Annotated in this window: 22 protein-coding genes and 2 riboswitches; of the genes, 9 read left to right on the top strand and 13 right to left on the bottom strand. The window is 37.8% G+C overall.

Going from position 1 to position 18,580, the window contains the following annotated elements:
* Window positions 1-137 precede the first annotated feature (137 nt).
* The 4 genes from JCM12304_RS19440 (at window position 138) to JCM12304_RS19435 (ending at window position 2,095) form a co-directional block, all read left to right on the top strand.
* Window positions 138-287, top strand: a complete 150-nt coding sequence (locus JCM12304_RS19440) for a hypothetical protein (RefSeq protein ID WP_019379052.1) — start codon at window positions 138-140, stop codon at window positions 285-287.
* Window positions 288-463: 176 nt separating this feature from the next.
* Window positions 464-549, top strand: a riboswitch (cyclic di-GMP riboswitch).
* Between the two features lie 61 nt (window positions 550-610).
* Window positions 611-898 carry a hypothetical protein gene (locus JCM12304_RS17090; RefSeq protein WP_060681763.1) on the top strand — a complete coding sequence of 96 codons (288 nt, stop codon included), beginning with the start codon at window positions 611-613 and terminating at the stop codon, window positions 896-898.
* On the top strand, window positions 895-1,107 hold the full coding sequence (locus JCM12304_RS17085) for a hypothetical protein (protein ID WP_060681762.1): 213 nt from the start codon (window positions 895-897) through the stop codon (window positions 1,105-1,107). Before JCM12304_RS17090 ends, JCM12304_RS17085 begins: the two co-directional genes overlap by 4 nt.
* A gap of 16 nt (window positions 1,108-1,123) precedes the next feature.
* On the top strand, window positions 1,124-2,095 hold the full coding sequence (locus JCM12304_RS19435; protein WP_060681761.1) for a DUF5667 domain-containing protein: 972 nt from the start codon (window positions 1,124-1,126) through the stop codon (window positions 2,093-2,095).
* 147 nt (window positions 2,096-2,242) lie between these two features.
* On the opposite strand, the gene JCM12304_RS17075 is transcribed toward JCM12304_RS19435, so the two are convergent.
* Together JCM12304_RS17075 and JCM12304_RS17070 are read right to left on the bottom strand one after the other, a co-directional pair.
* Entirely contained in the window at window positions 2,243-2,614 is a 372-nt protein-coding gene (locus JCM12304_RS17075) for a carboxymuconolactone decarboxylase family protein (RefSeq protein WP_019379055.1), read from the bottom strand.
* Between the two features lie 142 nt (window positions 2,615-2,756).
* Window positions 2,757-3,911, bottom strand: coding sequence for an MFS transporter (locus JCM12304_RS17070; RefSeq protein WP_060681760.1), 1,155 nt, complete (start codon window positions 3,909-3,911; stop codon window positions 2,757-2,759).
* Between the two features lie 142 nt (window positions 3,912-4,053).
* Between JCM12304_RS17070 and JCM12304_RS17065 the strand changes: the two genes are divergently transcribed.
* The 3 genes from JCM12304_RS17065 to JCM12304_RS17055 all read left to right on the top strand — a co-directional run bounded on the left by JCM12304_RS17065 (window position 4,054) and on the right by JCM12304_RS17055 (window position 7,580).
* A complete protein-coding gene (locus tag JCM12304_RS17065; RefSeq protein ID WP_019379057.1) occupies window positions 4,054-4,812 on the top strand; it encodes a TrmB family transcriptional regulator in 759 nt (252 codons plus the stop codon).
* A 52-nt stretch (window positions 4,813-4,864) separates the two neighbouring features.
* Entirely contained in the window at window positions 4,865-5,653 is a 789-nt protein-coding gene (locus JCM12304_RS17060; protein ID WP_060681769.1) for a squalene/phytoene synthase family protein, read from the top strand.
* 370 nt (window positions 5,654-6,023) lie between these two features.
* Window positions 6,024-7,580: a BCCT family transporter gene (locus tag JCM12304_RS17055; protein WP_019379059.1), complete on the top strand. Its 1,557-nt coding sequence runs from the start codon at window positions 6,024-6,026 to the stop codon at window positions 7,578-7,580.
* Window positions 7,581-7,686: 106 nt separating this feature from the next.
* Here JCM12304_RS17055 and JCM12304_RS17050 read toward each other — a convergent pair whose 3' ends face one another.
* The 6 genes from JCM12304_RS17050 to JCM12304_RS17025 all read right to left on the bottom strand — a co-directional run bounded on the left by JCM12304_RS17050 (window position 7,687) and on the right by JCM12304_RS17025 (window position 12,055).
* Window positions 7,687-8,355, bottom strand: coding sequence for a DUF4956 domain-containing protein (locus JCM12304_RS17050; protein ID WP_060681759.1), 669 nt, complete (start codon window positions 8,353-8,355; stop codon window positions 7,687-7,689).
* Between the two features lies 1 nt (window position 8,356).
* Window positions 8,357-9,118 (bottom strand): polyphosphate polymerase domain-containing protein, encoded by a 762-nt coding sequence (locus tag JCM12304_RS17045; RefSeq protein ID WP_060681758.1) that lies wholly within the window; start codon window positions 9,116-9,118, stop codon window positions 8,357-8,359.
* Window positions 9,119-9,237: 119 nt separating this feature from the next.
* Window positions 9,238-9,441, bottom strand: coding sequence for a hypothetical protein (locus tag JCM12304_RS17040; RefSeq protein ID WP_019379062.1), 204 nt, complete (start codon window positions 9,439-9,441; stop codon window positions 9,238-9,240).
* Window positions 9,442-9,531: 90 nt separating this feature from the next.
* Window positions 9,532-10,086, bottom strand: a complete 555-nt coding sequence (locus JCM12304_RS17035) for a hypothetical protein (protein WP_157360476.1) — start codon at window positions 10,084-10,086, stop codon at window positions 9,532-9,534.
* A 491-nt stretch (window positions 10,087-10,577) separates the two neighbouring features.
* A complete protein-coding gene (locus JCM12304_RS17030; RefSeq protein WP_019379064.1) occupies window positions 10,578-10,997 on the bottom strand; it encodes a universal stress protein in 420 nt (139 codons plus the stop codon).
* Window positions 10,998-11,017: 20 nt separating this feature from the next.
* Window positions 11,018-12,055: a YeiH family protein gene (locus JCM12304_RS17025; protein WP_060681757.1), complete on the bottom strand. Its 1,038-nt coding sequence runs from the start codon at window positions 12,053-12,055 to the stop codon at window positions 11,018-11,020.
* A 126-nt stretch (window positions 12,056-12,181) separates the two neighbouring features.
* Here JCM12304_RS17025 and JCM12304_RS17020 point away from each other — a divergent pair, with 126 nt between their 5' ends.
* Window positions 12,182-13,075 (top strand): LysR family transcriptional regulator, encoded by an 894-nt coding sequence (locus JCM12304_RS17020; protein WP_060681756.1) that lies wholly within the window; start codon window positions 12,182-12,184, stop codon window positions 13,073-13,075.
* A gap of 76 nt (window positions 13,076-13,151) precedes the next feature.
* On the top strand, window positions 13,152-13,889 hold the full coding sequence (locus JCM12304_RS17015) for a MerR family transcriptional regulator (protein WP_060681755.1): 738 nt from the start codon (window positions 13,152-13,154) through the stop codon (window positions 13,887-13,889).
* Between the two features lie 80 nt (window positions 13,890-13,969).
* Here JCM12304_RS17015 and thiE read toward each other — a convergent pair whose 3' ends face one another.
* The 5 genes from thiE to JCM12304_RS16990 form a co-directional block, all read right to left on the bottom strand.
* The gene (gene thiE / locus JCM12304_RS17010; RefSeq protein WP_060681754.1) at window positions 13,970-14,590 is read right to left on the bottom strand and encodes a thiamine phosphate synthase; all 621 of its coding nucleotides are present in this window, start codon (window positions 14,588-14,590) and stop codon (window positions 13,970-13,972) included.
* Window positions 14,590-15,381, bottom strand: coding sequence for a hydroxyethylthiazole kinase (gene thiM / locus JCM12304_RS17005; protein WP_369813186.1), 792 nt, complete (start codon window positions 15,379-15,381; stop codon window positions 14,590-14,592). Before thiM ends, thiE begins: the two co-directional genes overlap by 1 nt.
* Before the next feature lie 80 nt (window positions 15,382-15,461).
* Window positions 15,462-16,274 (bottom strand): bifunctional hydroxymethylpyrimidine kinase/phosphomethylpyrimidine kinase, encoded by an 813-nt coding sequence (thiD, locus tag JCM12304_RS17000; protein ID WP_060681752.1) that lies wholly within the window; start codon window positions 16,272-16,274, stop codon window positions 15,462-15,464.
* 208 nt (window positions 16,275-16,482) lie between these two features.
* Window positions 16,483-16,968 (bottom strand): energy coupling factor transporter S component ThiW, encoded by a 486-nt coding sequence (thiW, locus tag JCM12304_RS16995; protein ID WP_060681751.1) that lies wholly within the window; start codon window positions 16,966-16,968, stop codon window positions 16,483-16,485.
* Between the two features lie 88 nt (window positions 16,969-17,056).
* Window positions 17,057-17,156: riboswitch (TPP riboswitch) on the bottom strand.
* A 71-nt stretch (window positions 17,157-17,227) separates the two neighbouring features.
* Complete coding sequence (locus tag JCM12304_RS16990) at window positions 17,228-18,361, bottom strand: zinc-dependent alcohol dehydrogenase (RefSeq protein ID WP_060681750.1); 1,134 nt, start codon at window positions 18,359-18,361, stop codon at window positions 17,228-17,230.
* Window positions 18,362-18,580 lie beyond the last annotated feature (219 nt).

Here is an 18,580-nt window from a genome sequence, read left to right as displayed (position 1 = left end):
TATTTAAACATGAAAGGAAACGTATGGCAATAGAGAATTTTTAGAATTATTAATTAAGCGCTTTCATTTAAGTAACAAAAAAGAAGCAATTGTAATAAGTTAGATAAAAGGAAGATAATCACAGGGGGTTTAAAATAATGAACTATTCGGGAGTAGGACTCATTTTTATTTCTTGTCTGTCTGTAGGGTCTGGGATTGGACTTCTCTTTGGGGAACTGGAGGTTGGAGGAACAATCGGGTTAGGTGCTGGAATCGTATTAACAGCCATATTTCGTAAAAGTAAATAGTAAAAGGATAGTAAAATCATTTAATGGAAGTATTTAAAGGAAGTGACTATAACTATAATTAACGTTAGGAATTGGACAAGATTATACGTTTAAAGAATTTATTTTGATATTTATAAATAATATGCTGACTTCTATTTAATAGGGTGGTATAGTTTAAATAGTTTAACACTAAAGTAATTTGATCATGGCAAAATTGGTGAAAGCCAATGACGCAAAGCTATAGGGGCTAAAGGAGGGGATCCAACGCTTGCCAGCTACCGGTTACAGGAATGCAACACATCCGATTGCCGATGTGTTTTTTTGTTGAAAGGGGGAACTAAAAAATGAAAAAAAGTGCTTTGCTCCTACTTCTTCTTGTTTTAATTCTGTTGGCAGGATGTGGGGGCACAAAGGAAGCAAGAGGGACTGGGAGTGCAGAAACTGCAGATCTGAAAATGATGTATGAAAATGAAGAATTTAATTTGAAAGTAAAAGAAACCGATGGTTGGAAATTAGCTAAAGCTAATGTGAATGGAAGCAAATTAAATGCTAAGTTTGAAAAAGATACTATTAACGCAATTATATCTTCCCTAACTACTGAAAAATCATTTAAAAAATTAAGAATGAATTGATAACTGGTGCTGGAGAAGTAGAAATTTTAGAGGAAAAAGAAAATTACATATCGTTTGAATCAACTATGAAAACAAAAATCCGCACAGATATTTATTTGGAAAAACAAGGCGAGTATACCTACATTTTCACCTTTGTTACTCCGGTAGCTCACTATGAAAAGGCAAATAATGAAATAAATAAACTAAGACAAAATATACTAATGAATTAATAAAGGGGCTGTAAAAATGATTAAACGTATAACAGGCTTAACCATAGGCTTTAGCTTAATCTTAGGTGGACAAGCTTTTGCTGAAGAATCGTTAAAGGTGGTAGACCCACAATCTGATTTATATGACACAACCCGATATTTGGAAGAGGCAACCTATGATATAACTACCGATTTTAGTGATAAAGTGTTATTACAAGAACAATATGCAGAAAAACGATTAAGGGAAGCAGAGCTCGCAATTGAACAGGGTGATCCAGCTGCGGCAAAAAAATTGATCCAAGAAGCTGATATACACGGAGAATTAATGGAGGAAAATTTAGCTGAAGTCAATAAAACTGATGATGATATAGAGGAAATAGATGCACTGGAAAAAGAAGTTCTTTCCTATATTGCAAAGCGAACCGAGATACTAAAATCACTTCTGGTTCGGGATGATATTCCTGAAGACGCTAAGAAAGGAATTCAAAGAGCAATTAATAATCAAGAAAAGGTAGTAGAGAACATTCATAAGGCTTTTGCAGAAAAAAGATTGCATTTAGATGATCGAGAAGACGTAGATGAGGATGCTGAAGACGAAGCAGAGGAAAAAGCAGACAAAGCCGAAGACAAGGCAGAGAAGGAACGCGAAAAAGCCGAAGAAGCAGCAGAAAAAGCCGAAGATAAGGCAGAAAAAGAACGTGAACGAGCAGAGGAAAAAACGGAAAAAGATCGTGAAAAAGCCGAAGAAGCAGCGGAAAGAGCTGAAGAGAAGGCAGAAAAAGAGCGAGAGCGTGCAGAGGAAAAAGCAAAAAGGGATCGTGAAAAAGCAGAGGAAGCAGCAGAAAGAGCTGAAGAGAAGGCAGAAAAAGAGCGAGAGCGTGCAGAGGAAAAAGCAGAAAAAGAACGTGAACGGGCAGAAGAAAAAGCAGAAAGGGAACGTGAAAAAGCCGAAGAAGCAGCAGAAAGAGAACATGATGAAGAAGATGAAGAAGATGAGGATGACGATTAAAAGCTGGCATTTCAAGATTTAGTTATTAAATAGAAATGTACTAAAATCGATAGAGAAAAAGAGATGGCCTTTCGCTATTCTTTTTCTCTATTTTTATTTATTTCAGGTTTATGCTTCAGCGGAAATATTCAGTTATCAAATAGAAGTTTAGTGTTTCATTTTGTAGTGATCATAGGTATCCATTGCTAACGTTACTCCTTGAGCAAAGGCTGCTCCCCCACCTAGCGCTGCACTAACCGAAATAGCCTCCATAAATTCCTCTTCTGTTGCTCCGTTATCTACTGCTCCCTTGGTGTGATAGATAATGCAGTATTCATCTTGTGCGTAAACGCTAATACCAAGGGCAATTAATTGCTTTTCTTTCTTACCGATAGATCCTTCTTGAAAACAAGCGTCTGTAAAATCAAAATATGCTTTGGTGACTTTAGGGAAGCTTTTTTCAAATCTGCTGCTTCCTTGTTTATAATCCATAATAGATTGATCAAAATAATTTTCCATTTCCTCATAATTTTCTTCCATTGTACTCACTCCAATTCACCGTTGTTTTAGATTGCATAGTATAGTCTTATTAGAAAGCAACAAAATTATACATATAGTACGATAAAGCAAAAAAACCCTACTTCAGAGTTTGAAGTAGGATTTTTTCTAAAACATTTTGAATTTAAGCCAATGCCTTGCTTCTCATTTTTACCATGGAAATTGTTGCAGTAGCTAACGCAATTATAACGAAAAATCCGCCCACTGTTGCATTATGCTCTACACCTGATTGCTCAATAACAAGTCCTCCGAGAAAAGAACCAAAGGCAATTCCAAAATGAAGTGCAGAATTATTTAAGCTTTGTTGTATATCTGATGTTTCTGGTGCTGCTTCGATCAAATAACTTTGTAATGCGGGAGTAATTGCCCAGCTCATCATGCTCCAAATAATCATAACAATTAAAAATACTGGTACTGCAAAGGTTGTATATGGAATGCTAAAAATAGCTAAGCCAAAAATTATAATTACGCCAATAATAGTAGGCTTGGCACCGAATTTATCAGCGAATGTGCCTCCAATACCACCACCCAATACTGCTGCCACTCCGAATAGTAAGTAAACGATACTTACCCAAGTTCCGTCTAAGCCCATTGTTGTTTTTAAGAAAGGAGTCAAATACGCATAAAGCGTTAAATGCCCAGCCAAAAATAAAAACGTAGTCAATTGAGCAAAGAATATTTTACGGTTTTTTAAAGTAGCTAACTGCTTAATTAAGGAAATCGATGGCTTTGGATCAATTTTACCCATGAAAAAGTAGACCCCGAGAAATGAGAATACAGTTAACACAGATATAAGCATAAATGGAGCACGCCAACCGAATGCATTACCTAGCATTAGTCCAAGTGGTACTCCGAGAACAAGAGAGCCACTAACTCCCATCATCACAATTCCTATAGCTCTTCCCCGATAATTTGGTTGAACAATATTAGAAGCAATGGTAATACATAAAACTACAAGTAAAGAGCCACTCGCTGCAGAAATAATTCGAGCTGCAAATAGTATAATATATGTTGGACTTACTACTGCTAGCATATTACCTGCTAAGAAGACAACAAGTGAAATCAGCGTAAGCTTCTTTCTTTCTATTTTGTTGGACGCAGCCAATAGGATTGGAGCAGCAATTGCAAAAACGAGTGAGAATACGGTAATAAGCATACCGGCCTTTCCAAGGCTAATTCCCAAATCTGTTGCCACTAAATCAAGGATACCACCTATAATTAATTCGACCATCCCTACTACAAATGAGACGATTGTCAGTAAATAAACACGTTTATCCATTATTCATTTCCCTCTCTCTTAAGTTACCACTATAATAGTAACTTGTATAACGAAAAAAAACAAGAGCAAGTTCTCTTGTGAACAAATAAGTGAATTATGCTATTATAGGTTATATAAAGGAAGTTTCAGGGAGATTATAATTATGCTGCAACAATTTGGTTTTACTCAATATGAAAGCCAAGTTTATCAAGCCTTGGCTACAAGCAATGAACCTCTGGATCCATCTAGGGTTGTTAAACGCTCTGGCGTGCCCCGAGCGAAAGTTTATGAGGTACTTGATCGTTTGGGTGATAAGGGTGTAATTCTTGAGTCGACAACGGAAAAGAAAAGAGTATATGCCGCTTTGCCTATTGAAATGTTAGTTGAAAAATTAAAAGGTGACTTTAACTATAAGATAGAAAAGTTAAAAAAGATGGAAGCGACAGATATCCCTACAGATGATCGTGTCTGGACATTAAAAGATGACCAGTCCATACAGGTTGTCTTAAAAGAGTTAATCCAGGAAGCAACTGTTTCTATCTTTATTTCAGGATGGGCCGGAGATTTACAAAAAGTATTGCCTTTACTTGAAAACAAGTATGCACACGGACTCCAAGTTACGATGCATGTGATTGGTCAGTTAGAAACAAAGATTCCTGATGTTTCCGTCCTTATTCCTGATGATTACCATGATAGTTTAGAACAGAGTCGGACCATAATTATTGACGAGCGAGAAATGCTTTTTGCCGGAATAGAAGATAGAGAATGGCAAGCAATTCGAACGCAATCGCGTCCACTTGTTAAGTTTTTTACAGAATTCTTTTATCATGATGTTGCTTTGACGGAAATAACCAGAAAATATAAAGATATTGTGGTAAAAGATACGGAGATACGGAATGTTTTAATGAAATTAAGGTATTAATCGGTTGAGGGAGGAAACAGGTTTGAATAACCAAGATGTACAAAAAGATGCCATGCGTGTTTTAAAACAGACAAGCAGAACATTTAATATTCCAATTAACTTACTAAAGCCTACTTTAAAGAAAACGGTTGCTTCAGCGTACCTTTGCATGCGAGCAATTGATGAAATAGAGGACCATGAGCAGCTTTCTTCGGATACGAAACAACAGTTACTCAGAGAGACGGCTAAACTATTGAAGACCGATTTTGATCAAGAGGCTTATTTAAAACTTGTGAAGCCCTATGAAACTGTTTTGCCTGAAGTTACTCTCAGACTCGGTGATTGGATTGAAGTGTGTCCACAAGGAATAACCGATAAAGTAACGGAATCTACTGCCATTATGGCGGAGGGTATGGCAAAATGGACGGAGAAAAACTGGATCATCCATACAGAGGAAGATCTGGATGACTATACGTATTATGTGGCTGGTCTTGTTGGAGTTATGTTGTCTGATATTTGGGAGTGGTATGACGGCACGAAAACAGATCGTGAACTTGCAATTGGCTATGGCAGAGGATTGCAGGCAGTGAATATGATCAGAAACCAAAAGGAAGATGCTGAACGTGGTGTCCAATTTATCCCAGACGGATGGACAAGAGAAGACATGTTTACATATGCGAAACGCAACTTAAAGCAAGCGGATGAATATATCAAAGTAATTAAAACACGTAATATCCTTCTATTTTGCCGAATTCCTCTCGCGTTGGCGAAGAAAACATTAAAGGCAATGGAAAATGGGAAGGAAAAAATGTCCCGGAATGAAGTGGAAGATACCGTAGAGGATATAATTAACAAGAAATGATATGGAAAGACCGTCTTATAAGGAGGCGGTCTATTTTGTTTACAAGAAATAATGAAGTATGCCATTGAGGGTATGATGGACAAAGAATTTAGAAAAACGGTAGTAAATATCTCTCATATTTGCAGATGAAGTGCTGAAGAAGATTTTTAAGTTTAGAATTCGGTTATATTACACAGAATAAACGTAAAATGAAAGAAGAAATTAGAAAATTTGACGGCAGTAATAGATTTACCTATAATTAAACATTGTATTTTAAAAAAAGAGCAAGCTGATGGCTGAGTATTTATGGTAATAGAGAGAGAATTCATATTTCGTTCCATCCAATGGTCGTATTTTGGCACTTGCTCCTAAATTAATTAGGAGGAAAATCGTGGATTTTTTTAAGAGGAACAAATTAGATTGGCCCGTTTTTATATTTAGCGGAGGTTTTCTAATTTTATTTATCCTACTGTCTTTATTAAATAGTGAGATGGTGGATAGTGCAATTGGAACATTATTTGGATATGCAGCAGAGATTTTTGGAGGTTATTGGCAGTTATTATTACTTGGTAATTTTCTTATTGGATTATATTTGGCATTTTCCAAGTATGGAAAGGTGCGTTTAGGAAAACAAAGTAAGCCTAAGTACAGTTATTTTCGTTGGATAGCCATGATTCTGGTTACCCTACTGGCAAGCGGAGGTGTCTTTTGGGCAGCTTCGGAGCCTATGTATCACTATATGAGCACACCACCGTTATTTGGCGGTGGGGAGTTTAACAATATAGCAGCAGCATTTGGGCAGTCCTTTTTGCATTGGGGTTTCCTTGCTTGGGCCATTCTCGGTACACTTGCTACTATTGTAATGATGTATGTTCATTATAACAAGGGACTTCCACTGCGTCCAAGAGGATTATTATACCCTATATTTGGTGAAAAAATATATAAAAATAGTGCTTTAGGAACTACAGCAGATGTCTTTTCAGTAATTTCTACAGTTGCTGGTACATTAGGACCATTAGGATTTCTTGGTTTGCAAATTTCTTATGGCCTAAACAGCCTTTTTAATGTTCCGAATACGTTAACAGTAAGTATAATAATTGTTTTGAGTTTAGCGGGAATTGCTGCAATATCAGCAGCTACTGGAGTAGATCGCGGGATTCTTACATTAAGCAGATATAATGTTGGGCTAACCATCGTACTTGCGGTCCTTGTCCTTATCATTGGGCCAACCATGTTTATAATTGACTCGTTTATTGGAGGAACAGGGTTCCAACTACAGAACTTCTTAACAATGAGTCTATATCGTGGAGATCATGCATGGCTTGGATCTTGGACTATATTCTTCTGGGGATGGTTTATCGGATATGCTCCAATGCTAATTGTATTCATTACTCGAATTTCAAGAGGCAGAACAATTAGAGATTTGATTATTGCTGTTTCCATTGTCGCACCAATTGTCAATAACTTTTGGTTTTCTGTTGTTGGTGGAACCGGAGTATTTTTTGAAAAAGAACATCCTGGTTCAATTTCAACTGCGCTCAATGAGGGCGGCATGCCTGCAGCCGTGTTGGCAATTACAGATCAATTACCTTTAGGAATGTGGATAGGTCTTGGATTCTTATTAGTTTCTGTTATTTTTGTAGCGACTACCGTCGATACCATGTCATACACAGTTGCTGCGACGTTAACAGGAAATGATAGTCCGAAACGTTGGTTGCGTGTTTTTTGGGCATTAATATTCGGTGCTACAACAGTAATGATCTTATCTATCGGAGAAGATAGTATAGCATCTATCCAAAATTCAATTGTAATTACAGCAGTACCTGTATCCTTGCTCCTGCTGTCTCCACTGTGGAGTGCACCTAAGATTGCCAGAAAAATGGCATTGGATCAAGGGTTAATCTGGGAACGCGAAATGAGAAAAAAAGTAGATAAAGTAGAGAAATAATTTTAAACCCTAATGCCATGGCATTAGGGTTTTTTGTGGAGTTATCTCTTGCAGAGGGTAACATTGTTATTTGAATAAGTACTTCAAAGTAAAAAACACATAGAGTTCAGAGATAAGTTAGTGAAACTTTTAAATTCGCGTTTTTTTCACGAATTCTATCAAGCAATTCTTTATCTTTAGTAGCGTTTTTACTTCTAATAGAGTATGTGTATAATATCATGGTACCTAAGTTCGTTGTTTCTACTTGTCGTAGATCATGACTGATTGTATATTCAGTAAATATATCATCAAGCAGGTTTTCATGGTTGAGATTCTCAGGTACAGTAACTTTTAAGATTTGTGTATCCTTGCCCTTTCCATATTCGAATTTATAGAGTAGATAAAATAATAAGCTTGCAAAAATAGTCAAAATAACTGCTAAATCAAATTGAAATAAACCACTTGTCATACCAACACATAGGCCAAAGAAGATATAAGCAATATCCTTGGCGTCCGTTACAGCACTTCTAAAACGGATGAGAGAGAATACAGCAAACAGTCCGAACGCAACTCTCGCATTACCACTTACTACATTCATGACAACTGAAACAACTACACTCATTATAATAATTGTATGGACAAATGCTTGGGAATATCTTTCTCCTGTAAACGTTATTTGATAAATTTTTGTGATGACTAAACTTAGTACTGCAGAAACAGCCATTGCAACTAAACTCATTAAGATAGATGAATTTGTGCCGTTAAATCCGTTAGCTAACTGATCAAAAATCTCCATTTTACTTTCCTCCAATTTCTATTAATTCTTTTGAAACTCCGTTAGGCAAGGAGTCTCTTTTTAATAGCTCCATGCTGGTGCAGTACTTTGAAGCACTTCTCTGCTCACAATTCAGTTGCTGTAATATTCTAGTAAGCCATAAAGGAACACTATCATCTACTTTAACTTCTAGCACAACACTATCCTCATTAATAAAGTATTCCCCGTACGAACCATGCTCCAGATATAAATCAGTATCCCTACATCGTAAATTCATGTCAAAGGTAATTCGTAGGTTTTCATCGTATATGCCATGCAATGCATGTCGGTCATAGCTAACAATCATCCCCGGTTCCAGTTGATAAAGATGACGGAAATAATCAATTTCTCTTAAAACCTGTAAATTAGAAGTATGAATTAATTCCAACGACTCTCCCTGTACATTTTCCAAATAACGATATGCTTCGAATAAGGGTAGAACCATGCGTCGCTTATTAACAACCTTTTTATGCTTTTGCTTTACTTCAAAAAAGGCAGTACCATTTATATCTGTGTCATTATAAACACGGAGGCGTAGTTTTTGCCGGTAACGTAATTTATTTTTTGTTTCAAAGTAAATTTTGTTGTCATTACTTTCAAAATACAAGCTGCTAACCGTATATCTCCCATCTGAACCGAACTTGTCAGCTCGCATATAAGGCGATATTTGGCGCACTAATTCATTATACTGGTCTATAGATATAAGATACTTTTGTTCCTTTCTTCTAAATATTTCAATTGCCATTTTTTTCTACCTCCTTAACCCGTATGATAGATTAGCAGAATGAGAAATGACTGATAAATAGATTAGAAACCAATGAGAAAAGGGTGAAGTCACTTTTTATGACTTCACCCTTTATTGAGTTACCTCACCCATTTATTTAATAAAGTTTTTGTAGCAATAACCAGAATGGCAAATGCAAACACAATGACAGCGATAGCCCCAATAGCTACAAGTATATTAACAATCGTTGCAGAGGTAAGAAACGCTGCAGCGACTTCAGTTACGAGGATTAAAGCAAACCCTGCCAAAACAGCTGTTAAAAATAAAACTGCTAATTGATACATAAATAGTAACCTCCTTTCCTTACTACCTTATGAAAAAGTAAGAAAAGGTGACTGTGTGGTCATATAACAAATAATTTTAAAATTTATGAGTTAGTAACATTGATATGATTCAATTTTATCAAGATCTATTCCATAATAAACCCATCTGTATCCTTGCCATCTGTATCCAGCGATTGACCTTCTTCCTACATAGGTTGGGTAGAACCAGAAAGAATCTCTACGTAACCAAATATACGTGTAGCGATAAAGACATCCCCGAATTCCTCCCGGATCTACAGCATACAACTGTACTTGTGGCTGGGTAGGCTGGAAGGTTGGAGGTGGCGAACTAGGCGGCCCTTCTGAAGGCTGCTGTCCTGGAGATCCTCCTCCTGGGAATCCTTCAGGCTGCCCAGGGAAACCGCCGCCAGGGTAGCCAGGAAATGAACCTCCAGGCTGTCCTGGGAAACCGCCACCAGGATAGCCGGGGAATGATCCACCGGGTTGCCCTGGGAAACCAGGTGGGGGGGTTCCTGGAAATCCTCCGGGCGACCCTGGATATTGTTGTTGACCTCCTCCGAAAATTTGATTAAGCATATAACCAGGAAGATTAAATTGTCTTTCATCCTCATAATAGTTATTTTCCGGTTCGTATTGATAATTCATTCATATATCCTCCTTCAAAAAACCCTTCTCTTTACTGTATGGATAGAAGTCTATATATGTATGGGCGATTATCCTAAATAATGTACAATTTGAAAAATGCCCTGTTACAGCTATTGTTGAAAATTTTAAATTGGGGAGCGCCGAACTGTGCTGGGTTGTTCATTTACATTCATAGTAGGAGGGGACAATCAGCAGCGGAGCGGAGATAATCCTCCGGAGAACAAATTAATCAGCAGTAGAGCAAGATAATCTTCCGGAGAACAAAGTAATCGGCAACAGAGAAAAATAATCCGCCGGGTACATTCGTAAACTAGCTATATTTTGTTCACTATACGTTATTTTCCGAAACGGCCTTTCAAACAACCAAGTTATTTCATAGTTTATCTATTTTACGAATCACTGAATAACCGCCAACATATATTTTTGCACCTAAAAAGCCATATCCGAATAAAATTAGTATTCGGGTATGGCTTTAATAAGATATAAATATGCTACTTTTTAACAACGAGCACAGGTCGCTCTGCACGCTGAAGCACACCATGTGCAACACTTCCAAGTAATGCCCGGTCAATAATACCTCTCCCGTGGCTTCCTAAAATAATAAGATCCACATCCTGATCCTTCGCGACATCGCAGATAGTCTTGCTTGGATGCCCGCTTTTATGAAGGAAGTGAACATTATTTTGGAAACCAGCGAATTGCTCCTCTGTAGTAGTTTTAATACGTTCAGTAATTTCCTTTTCAGCTTCATCGACCACATCGGGGATGAAGTCATAAGCATAATGATCTTTTGCTGTCACATATAAAACAACTAGTCTTGCTTCTGGCCAAGCCTTCAAGTAGGTTTTCGCCATTTCAGTTGCATGCTCCGAATACATTGAGCCATCTGTAGCCAAGAGAATTGTATTCATCGTACTTCCTCCTCTTTAATTTAAATAATGAAAAAGGCTAAAAGAGAAACGAAAATGGATGTAATTGTCATTGCTATAAGTGGCTTCAAAGCCCTTGTACGCAGATCTTGCAGACTAACATTAAGCCCGAGCCCGACCATAGCGGCTGTTAGTAACCAAGCGGTTAATGTATAGACACCTTCCATAACCCCTTCAGATACTGGTAAAGCTTGCCCCTCGCCAAAAACATAGCTTCCTAAAATACTCATTACAATAAATCCAATTAAAAAATAAGGAAAAGCAACTTTATTCTGTTCTTCTCCATTTCCTTTACTTTTTCTCTTCATGAAATAAATGAAGATGAAACAAAGTGGTACGAGTAAAAATACACGACCAAGCTTTGCTAATAATGCAATGGCTAGCGCACTGTCACCTGCTGGTTCTGCAGCGATAGCCACATGGGCAAGTTCATGTAGACTGGTTCCTGACCAGATTCCATAGTCAATTGCATCTAATGGCAGAATTGGTCTTAAAACCGTATAAAGAATGGCGAAAACTGTACCCATTAAAGCAATAATACCCACACCAATGGCGGTATCTTCATCCTTCGCTTTTACAATTGGTGCTACTGCAGCAATTGCAGCTGCTCCACACACGCCTGTGCCAACACCTAATAGTAAGGAAATATTTTTATCTGCTTTGAATACACGAGCCAACCAAACTGTAACTCCAATTGCGAATGCGATAATTAAAGCATCTCGTGCAAGCAGACCTAGACCATCTTGAAATACAGTATCAATATTTAATTTAAGACCATATAAGATTATTGCCAGTCTGAGCAACTTCTTAGTTGAAAATGTAATTCCAGGACGAATCATTTCCGGGTAGCCGAATATCTGCCGATAAGCCACCGCGATAATAATGGCAGATGCCAGTTGTCCTACCTGATTAAAACCTGGCACTTTTGCTAATAAAAATCCTAAAAATGCAATAAAAAAAGTAAATGCTACCCCAGCAATCCACATAGGAAGTGAATTGGGATCTTTTTTTGTATTAATCTGTTGTGCTTCCGTTGCCATAACAACACCTCCTGTTATTAGAATATAACTCCCACAACTATAAGTAAAATAAATTATAATAATAAATACGATAAGTAAAATGTTATAATTAAAACTATAATTCGTTTATACGAAAGGAGAAGCTATATGGATCAACACTTAAAAATCTTTTTAACCGTAGCGGAAATGCAGAATTTCTCCCGGGCGGCTGAAGAGCATCATATGACACAGCCAGCAGTTAGCCAATATATTCGTACATTTGAAGAAATGATCGGCACGAGATTGCTAGAACGAAATAATAAATACGTACGCTTAAATAAAGCAGGTGAAATTGTATATCATCATGGAAAAGAGATACTGGGTTTATATACAAAAATGCAAAATTTAGTTGATGATCTTACAAATAAAGCAAGTGGTCGATTATATATTGGTGCCAGTTATACTTTTGGTGAATATGTACTTCCGCGTATTATCTCCAATCTTCAGGACATCTATCCAGATATTCATCCTGAGATTACGATTGGAAATACTACGAAAATTTCAGATTTGGTAGCTACGAATCAATTAGATGTGGGGATTGTAGAAGGCCAATTTATTGATAAAAAATTAATTGCTGAAGAATTGGCAGAAGATGCAATGGTTGTCGTTGCTTCGGTTAACCATCCATTAGCGAAGAAAAAAGGGGAAATTGTAAGAGCAGATCTGCAGAGGGAGACATGGGTGGTCAGGGAAGAGGGTTCTGGAACAAGAGAAGCAACGGAGAAAGTATTTAGGCAATTTCATTTGTCACCGGAAAAGCTTATGAATTTTAGCAGTACACAACTTATAAAAGAATCAGTAGAGGTTGGATTAGGTATTAGTTTGCTTTCCCAATGGACCATCCAAAAGGAGCTGAAAAATGACGATTTAAAAATTTTGGATGTTGCCGGTTTGCCATTACAACGGAAATTTTCCATCGTAACTAATTCGCGATTTCAAACAAAGGCACTCGAGGTGTTTTTGTCTATTTTGCGTAAAAATAAATTGCTAATGACTTTATAAAAAAATCGTAAAAACATCTTGACTCTAACGTTGCGTTATAGCTTATATTTTTTGTTAAGAAGGGAGGAAAGTTAGAGTGAAAGTAAGTGAAGTAGCTGATTTAGTAGGGATCAGCGTGCGGACGTTACACTATTATGATCAGATTGGTCTCTTAACCCCAGCGTACACAGACTTAACTGGATATCGTGTTTACTCGGATCAGGATCTGGAGAAGCTACAGCAAATATTGTTTTTCAAACAGCTTGATTTTCCGCTAAAGAAAATAAAAGAAATAATGAATGATCCTGATTATGACCAAAACGAGGCATTAGAAATGCAGCGGAATTTACTTTTAGAAAAACGAAATAGATTGGATCAAGTTATTAAAACAATTAACAAATCAATCAGATATAGGAAGGGGGAGGTTACTATGAGTAAGAAGGAAAAATTTGTAGGGTTTGATTTCAGTAAAAATCCTTACAAGGCAGAGGCACGTAAACGTTGGGGCGATAGTACCGTAGATCAAACAAATGAGAAATTAGAGCGTATGAATGCACAGGATAAAAAAGCATTTCAAGACCAATTTAACGATATATACAGAAAATTAGCTGAGATCCGCCATATAGATCCCGCATCTGAAATGGCTCAAAAAGAAATAAAAAAGTGGTATGATTATTTGAATAAAATAGGGAATTACCCACCAACTGTTTTTAAGGGGCTAGGCCAAATGTATGTTGAGGATGAAAGGTTCACTAAGAATATTGACCAATTTGGCGAGGGGTTGGCAGAATTCATGTGTGCTGCCATGGAAGAGTTTGCTGATCGAAATAAATGAACGTATGGGATGAAGGGGGGTAAATCTCCTTCATCCCATATTTCTATAGATTAATAGTCAGTGAGCAAATGTCTTGTCACTTATAAACTTTTTACGGTTTTTTTAATATCCTTTGCAGATGTAATGACAGAAATAACAGCCACACCGTCTGCGCCAGCTTTTATAACCTTATTAGCGTTTTCTGTATTTATCCCACCAATACCAACGATAGGGAGTTCAGGAAAATCCTTTCGTAATGATGCTATCCAATCGGTTCCAACCGCTTGTTTTGCATCATCTTTTGTTGTAGTAGCAAAAATGGGTCCAGCTCCAATATAGTCTACAAGATGAAGCGGGCTTGCGTTTACCTCTGCAGAATTAGATACAGATAAACCAAGAATAAAATTAGGATAACGCAAACGAATTTCCTCCACATCTAAATCATCCTGCCCTACATGAATGCCGTCTGCTTGAAGCGATTCTGCCAACTCTATATCATCATTAACGAAAAAAGGAATTTGATTTTCTTTACATATATTTCTAAGTTCTTTTCCAAGTTCAAGCTTAGCTTCACCAGATAAGGAACCGAGACCTTTTTCTCGAAATTGAAATGCGGTGATTCCTCCAGCAATAGCTTCTTTCAAAATTTCACCAGGAGGTATGGAACAATTTTGACTTCCCATTATAAAGTATTTACGCAGAATTTTATGGATGGGAGTCATTACCTTTCCCTCCTTAATTCTTCTATATCATAGCCGAGCGCATCAATGAAATGTGGTAAAAAAGTGCCCGGGCCATTTACTTCTTTTTTGGAAGAAGTATATTCAGCAGCAAGACCATAGAATGATACGGCAGTTAATGCTTGTACTTCTGGTCGCTCTTCTGTAGTAAGACAAGCGGTTACTATAGAACCGAGAAGGCATCCAGCCCCGGTGACTTTTGTTAGAATAGAATGTCCTGTTTTGTTATATAGTAACTCCTCACCATTACAGACGATATCTGTTTCACCTGTGATGATAGCAGTCGTATTGAATGTGTTCGCAACCTTTAATGCAACCTCTTCAGCGTTACCACTACCTATCGATTCCACTCCCTTTCTATCCCAAGGGATATTTACGAGATAGGCAAGCTCTCCGGCATTTCCCTTAATTGCTGTTACATGAACTTCTTTTAGTATTTGTTTTACAATGGAAGATCTAAAAGAACTCGCTCCAACACCTACTGGGTCAAGAACCACAGGTGATCCTTTTTTGTTTGCAGCTCTTCCTGCTTCGATCATTGCAGTGACCTCTTCTTGTTTTATTGTGCCTATATTGAGAAGCACTCCATCTGCAACTGAAGCAATTGTACCAGCATCTTCTGGTGCCTTAGCCATAATTGGTGAACCACCAAATGAGAGCAAACCATTTGCTGTAAAGTTAATAACCACGTTATTTGTTAAATGATGAATTAGTGGTTTCTTTTCCCGAACCTCATTAATAATAGAGAGTTTCATTCTATCTTCCTTTCTCATGTTTGAAGTAATTTTAGAAACTTGAATATAAAAGCTTCCTAAAGTTATAAATTATGCCCCCCACTTTAGCGCTAAGTCTGCTAACTATGCTTTATGTGGGCTTCTTCTCGTATAGCCCAATGCTTTGTAGGTCCACTACCAGAACCTAGGGATAAAGAGTGTTTAATTGCTGCAGTAACAAACTCTTTTGATTTTCTTACTGCTTCTATTAAAGAATCCCCCTTGCTTAAATATGCCGTAATCGCCGCAGAATACGTACAACCTGTACCATGTGTATTTTTTGTATTAATACGTTCTGCCGTAAACGTGTGGAATTCGTTGCCGTCATAGAGAAAATCAATTGCTTCCCCTTTCATGTGGCCACCTTTTATCAAGGCTGCGCCAGCACCAAGCTCCTTCACAATATATTCCCCAGCTTGTTTCATGTCCTCAGTAGAGGTTATTTCTTTTCCGGTAATAAACTCAGTCTCTGGTATGTTAGGTGTAACGACTGCAGTTAGTGGTAATAAATGTTCTTTAAGAAATATACGTGCTTCTTGATTTATAAGTGCATCTCCACTAGTTGCTACCATCACCGGGTCCATTACATAGGGTACGTTCAAGTCTGAGATTTTCTTTGCTATGACTTGCATCATGTCTATATTTGCAATCATTCCCGTTTTAAAAGCATGAACGGGCATATCCGATAACACAGAATCCAATTGCTGTTCAATCATGCTGAGAGGTAAATGATGAATGTCCTGTACGCCTGTCGTATTCTGGGCTACGATTGAAGTAAGTACTGACATGCCATATATTTGCAGTTCCTGAAATGTTTTCAGATCAGCTTGGATGCCAGCTCCACCTGAAGGATCTGTGCCTGCGATTGTAAGTGCACATGCTACTTTACTCATAAAATATCACCATCTTTTCTAAATTTTTAAGGACTGGTTCTTATAATCGTTTTGTAAATAATTACGCATAATGGAAGCACAGATGATTTAATAAAGGGCATTCTGTACGTGTAACTGTAATTATTAAAAATGATAGTCTTCAAGTTGGCCCCATACATTTTTAAAAGGAAAATTTAATAAGAGTTAGATCGCAGCAAAATATGTATGCTTATACCTGAAGCACATGTCTTTGCTTCACACGGATGACGATACACCATCCTATAAGGGCACCCGTGACACTACTTACAAGAAATGGTGGCATAAAAAAGAATGCTCCGACCGAAGTTCCTAGCAATACTTTTGAGAAAGGAACGGCAAATAAAGAGCCGATAATCCCAGTACCAATTGCTTCTCCCACTGCGGCCCATGCTTTTTTTCCAAATTTACGATAAAGATATCCGGCTAAAAAGGCGCCGATCATTCCCCCAGGAAAAGCGAGCAATGTACCAAGTCCAAGCATATTTCGTAGAAGCCCAATCATAAATGCAATACCAACAGCTGGACCGGGGCCAAGTAATACGGCTGCCATCACATTAACTGCGTGCTGTACAGGATAGGCTTTTGCCACACCGGCAGGGAACCAGAGTAGTTGAGAACCTATTGTACCAATGGCTACAAATACGGCCATGGTTGTTAACGTACGGGTTTTATTCATAATTAAAACCTCCCTTCTTCAATGGTAAAAAGGATATAAAAAAGCCAGACCCATAAGATGGACCTGGCTTCGGAAGATTGGACTATAGATAAATTATCCACTACTTCCCTCCGCTGGTATTAACCAGATCAGGTCCATAAGGGTCGGAACTTTCCTCTCAGCCCAGTCGGGCACCCCTAGTAGTACAAGTTTTATTAAATTGTTTGACAATTCATAGTATAACAGGATATTTATATTTTGTCATTCCATCCGTGATATTCTATGGTTTGAAAATAACTTTAATACTATTATCTTCTTTTCTATCAAAAATATCATATGCTTTTTCAGCATCATCCAGTTTCATTTTGTGTGTGATGATGTCTGTTGGATCGAACTTGTTATTTTCAATCATTTCATATAGTTTTGGCATAAGATGAATGACAGGTGCTTGTCCCATTTTCAAGGAGACATTGCGTGTGAAGAAGTCACCCAATGGAAAATTATTTCCGTCCGTAGCATATACACCAGTCAATTGAACTGTACCAAACTTACGTACAGCCTGGGAAGCAGTGATAATTGGACTGATGGTACCAAACTGATTGTCCATTTCCGATCCAAATTCCGTTTCTGGTGGGACTGTACCATCCATGCCAACACAATCGATAACGACTTCAGCTCCACCTTTCGTTTCTTCATGGAGGAGCTTGCCGATTTCTTTATGATTTTTAAAATTGTATGTTTCGACACTATTTGTTTTTTTTGCATGCTTAAGTCGGTAATCTACTTGATCGACAGCAATTACTCTTTTTGCCCCTTTTAGCCAAGCAAATTTCTGCGCCATTAAACCAATTGGCCCTGCGCCGAGGATAACTGCTGTATCTCCTTTTTTCAAGCCACTATGCTCTACACTCCAATAAGCGGTTGGTAGGACGTCAGATAAAAACATTACCTGCTCATCGTCTAGCTCACTGGAATCAGGTACCTTAAATGAGGTGAAATCAGCATAGGGTACTCTTAGATATTCTGCTTGTCCTCCTGGGAAATTCCCATTTGGTTCGGCAAAACCGAAAAGGCCGCCAACTTCACCATGAGGGTTAGAGTTATCACATTGGCTTTCCATTTGGTTTTTACAGAAAAAGCATTCGCCGCAACCTATATTAAAAGGGATGACTACTCGGTCTCCTTTTTTGAGGTTACTAACTTGGGAGCCTACTTCCTCTACAATACCCATTGGCTCATGTCCAACTACATAATCATTTTCCGGGACAATTCCACCATGATATAGGTGAAGATCTGAACCACAAATACCACTTGCAGTAATTCGTACAATCATATCCGTTGGTTCTTGAACGTCTGGAGCTTTCACATCCTTTGCCATCATGGATTTTTTACCTTGAAAAGTAACTGCCTTCATGCTGTCACATCCTTTTATAATTATATACAGACTATAACCGCATTTTTGAAAACTAAAACACCATGCTATAGGGAAAGTACGTAAGACCCCTGAAGGGAAAAGGCATTAATCAGCAGGAAAGCAGGGGAATCTGCCGGGGCAGGAATTAATCAGCAGCAGAGCAGGGGAATTCTCCGTAGAAGAAATAAATCGCCAGCAGAGCAGGAGAATCCACGGAGA

The sequence above is a fragment of the Virgibacillus halodenitrificans JCM 12304 genome (genome assembly GCF_001310895.1).
Classification (GTDB): Bacteria; Bacillota; Bacilli; order Bacillales; family Amphibacillaceae; genus Virgibacillus_Q; species Virgibacillus_Q halodenitrificans.
The sequence above is the reverse complement of the archived record's forward strand: the minus strand, read 5'-3'. Positions and strand labels throughout refer to the sequence as shown.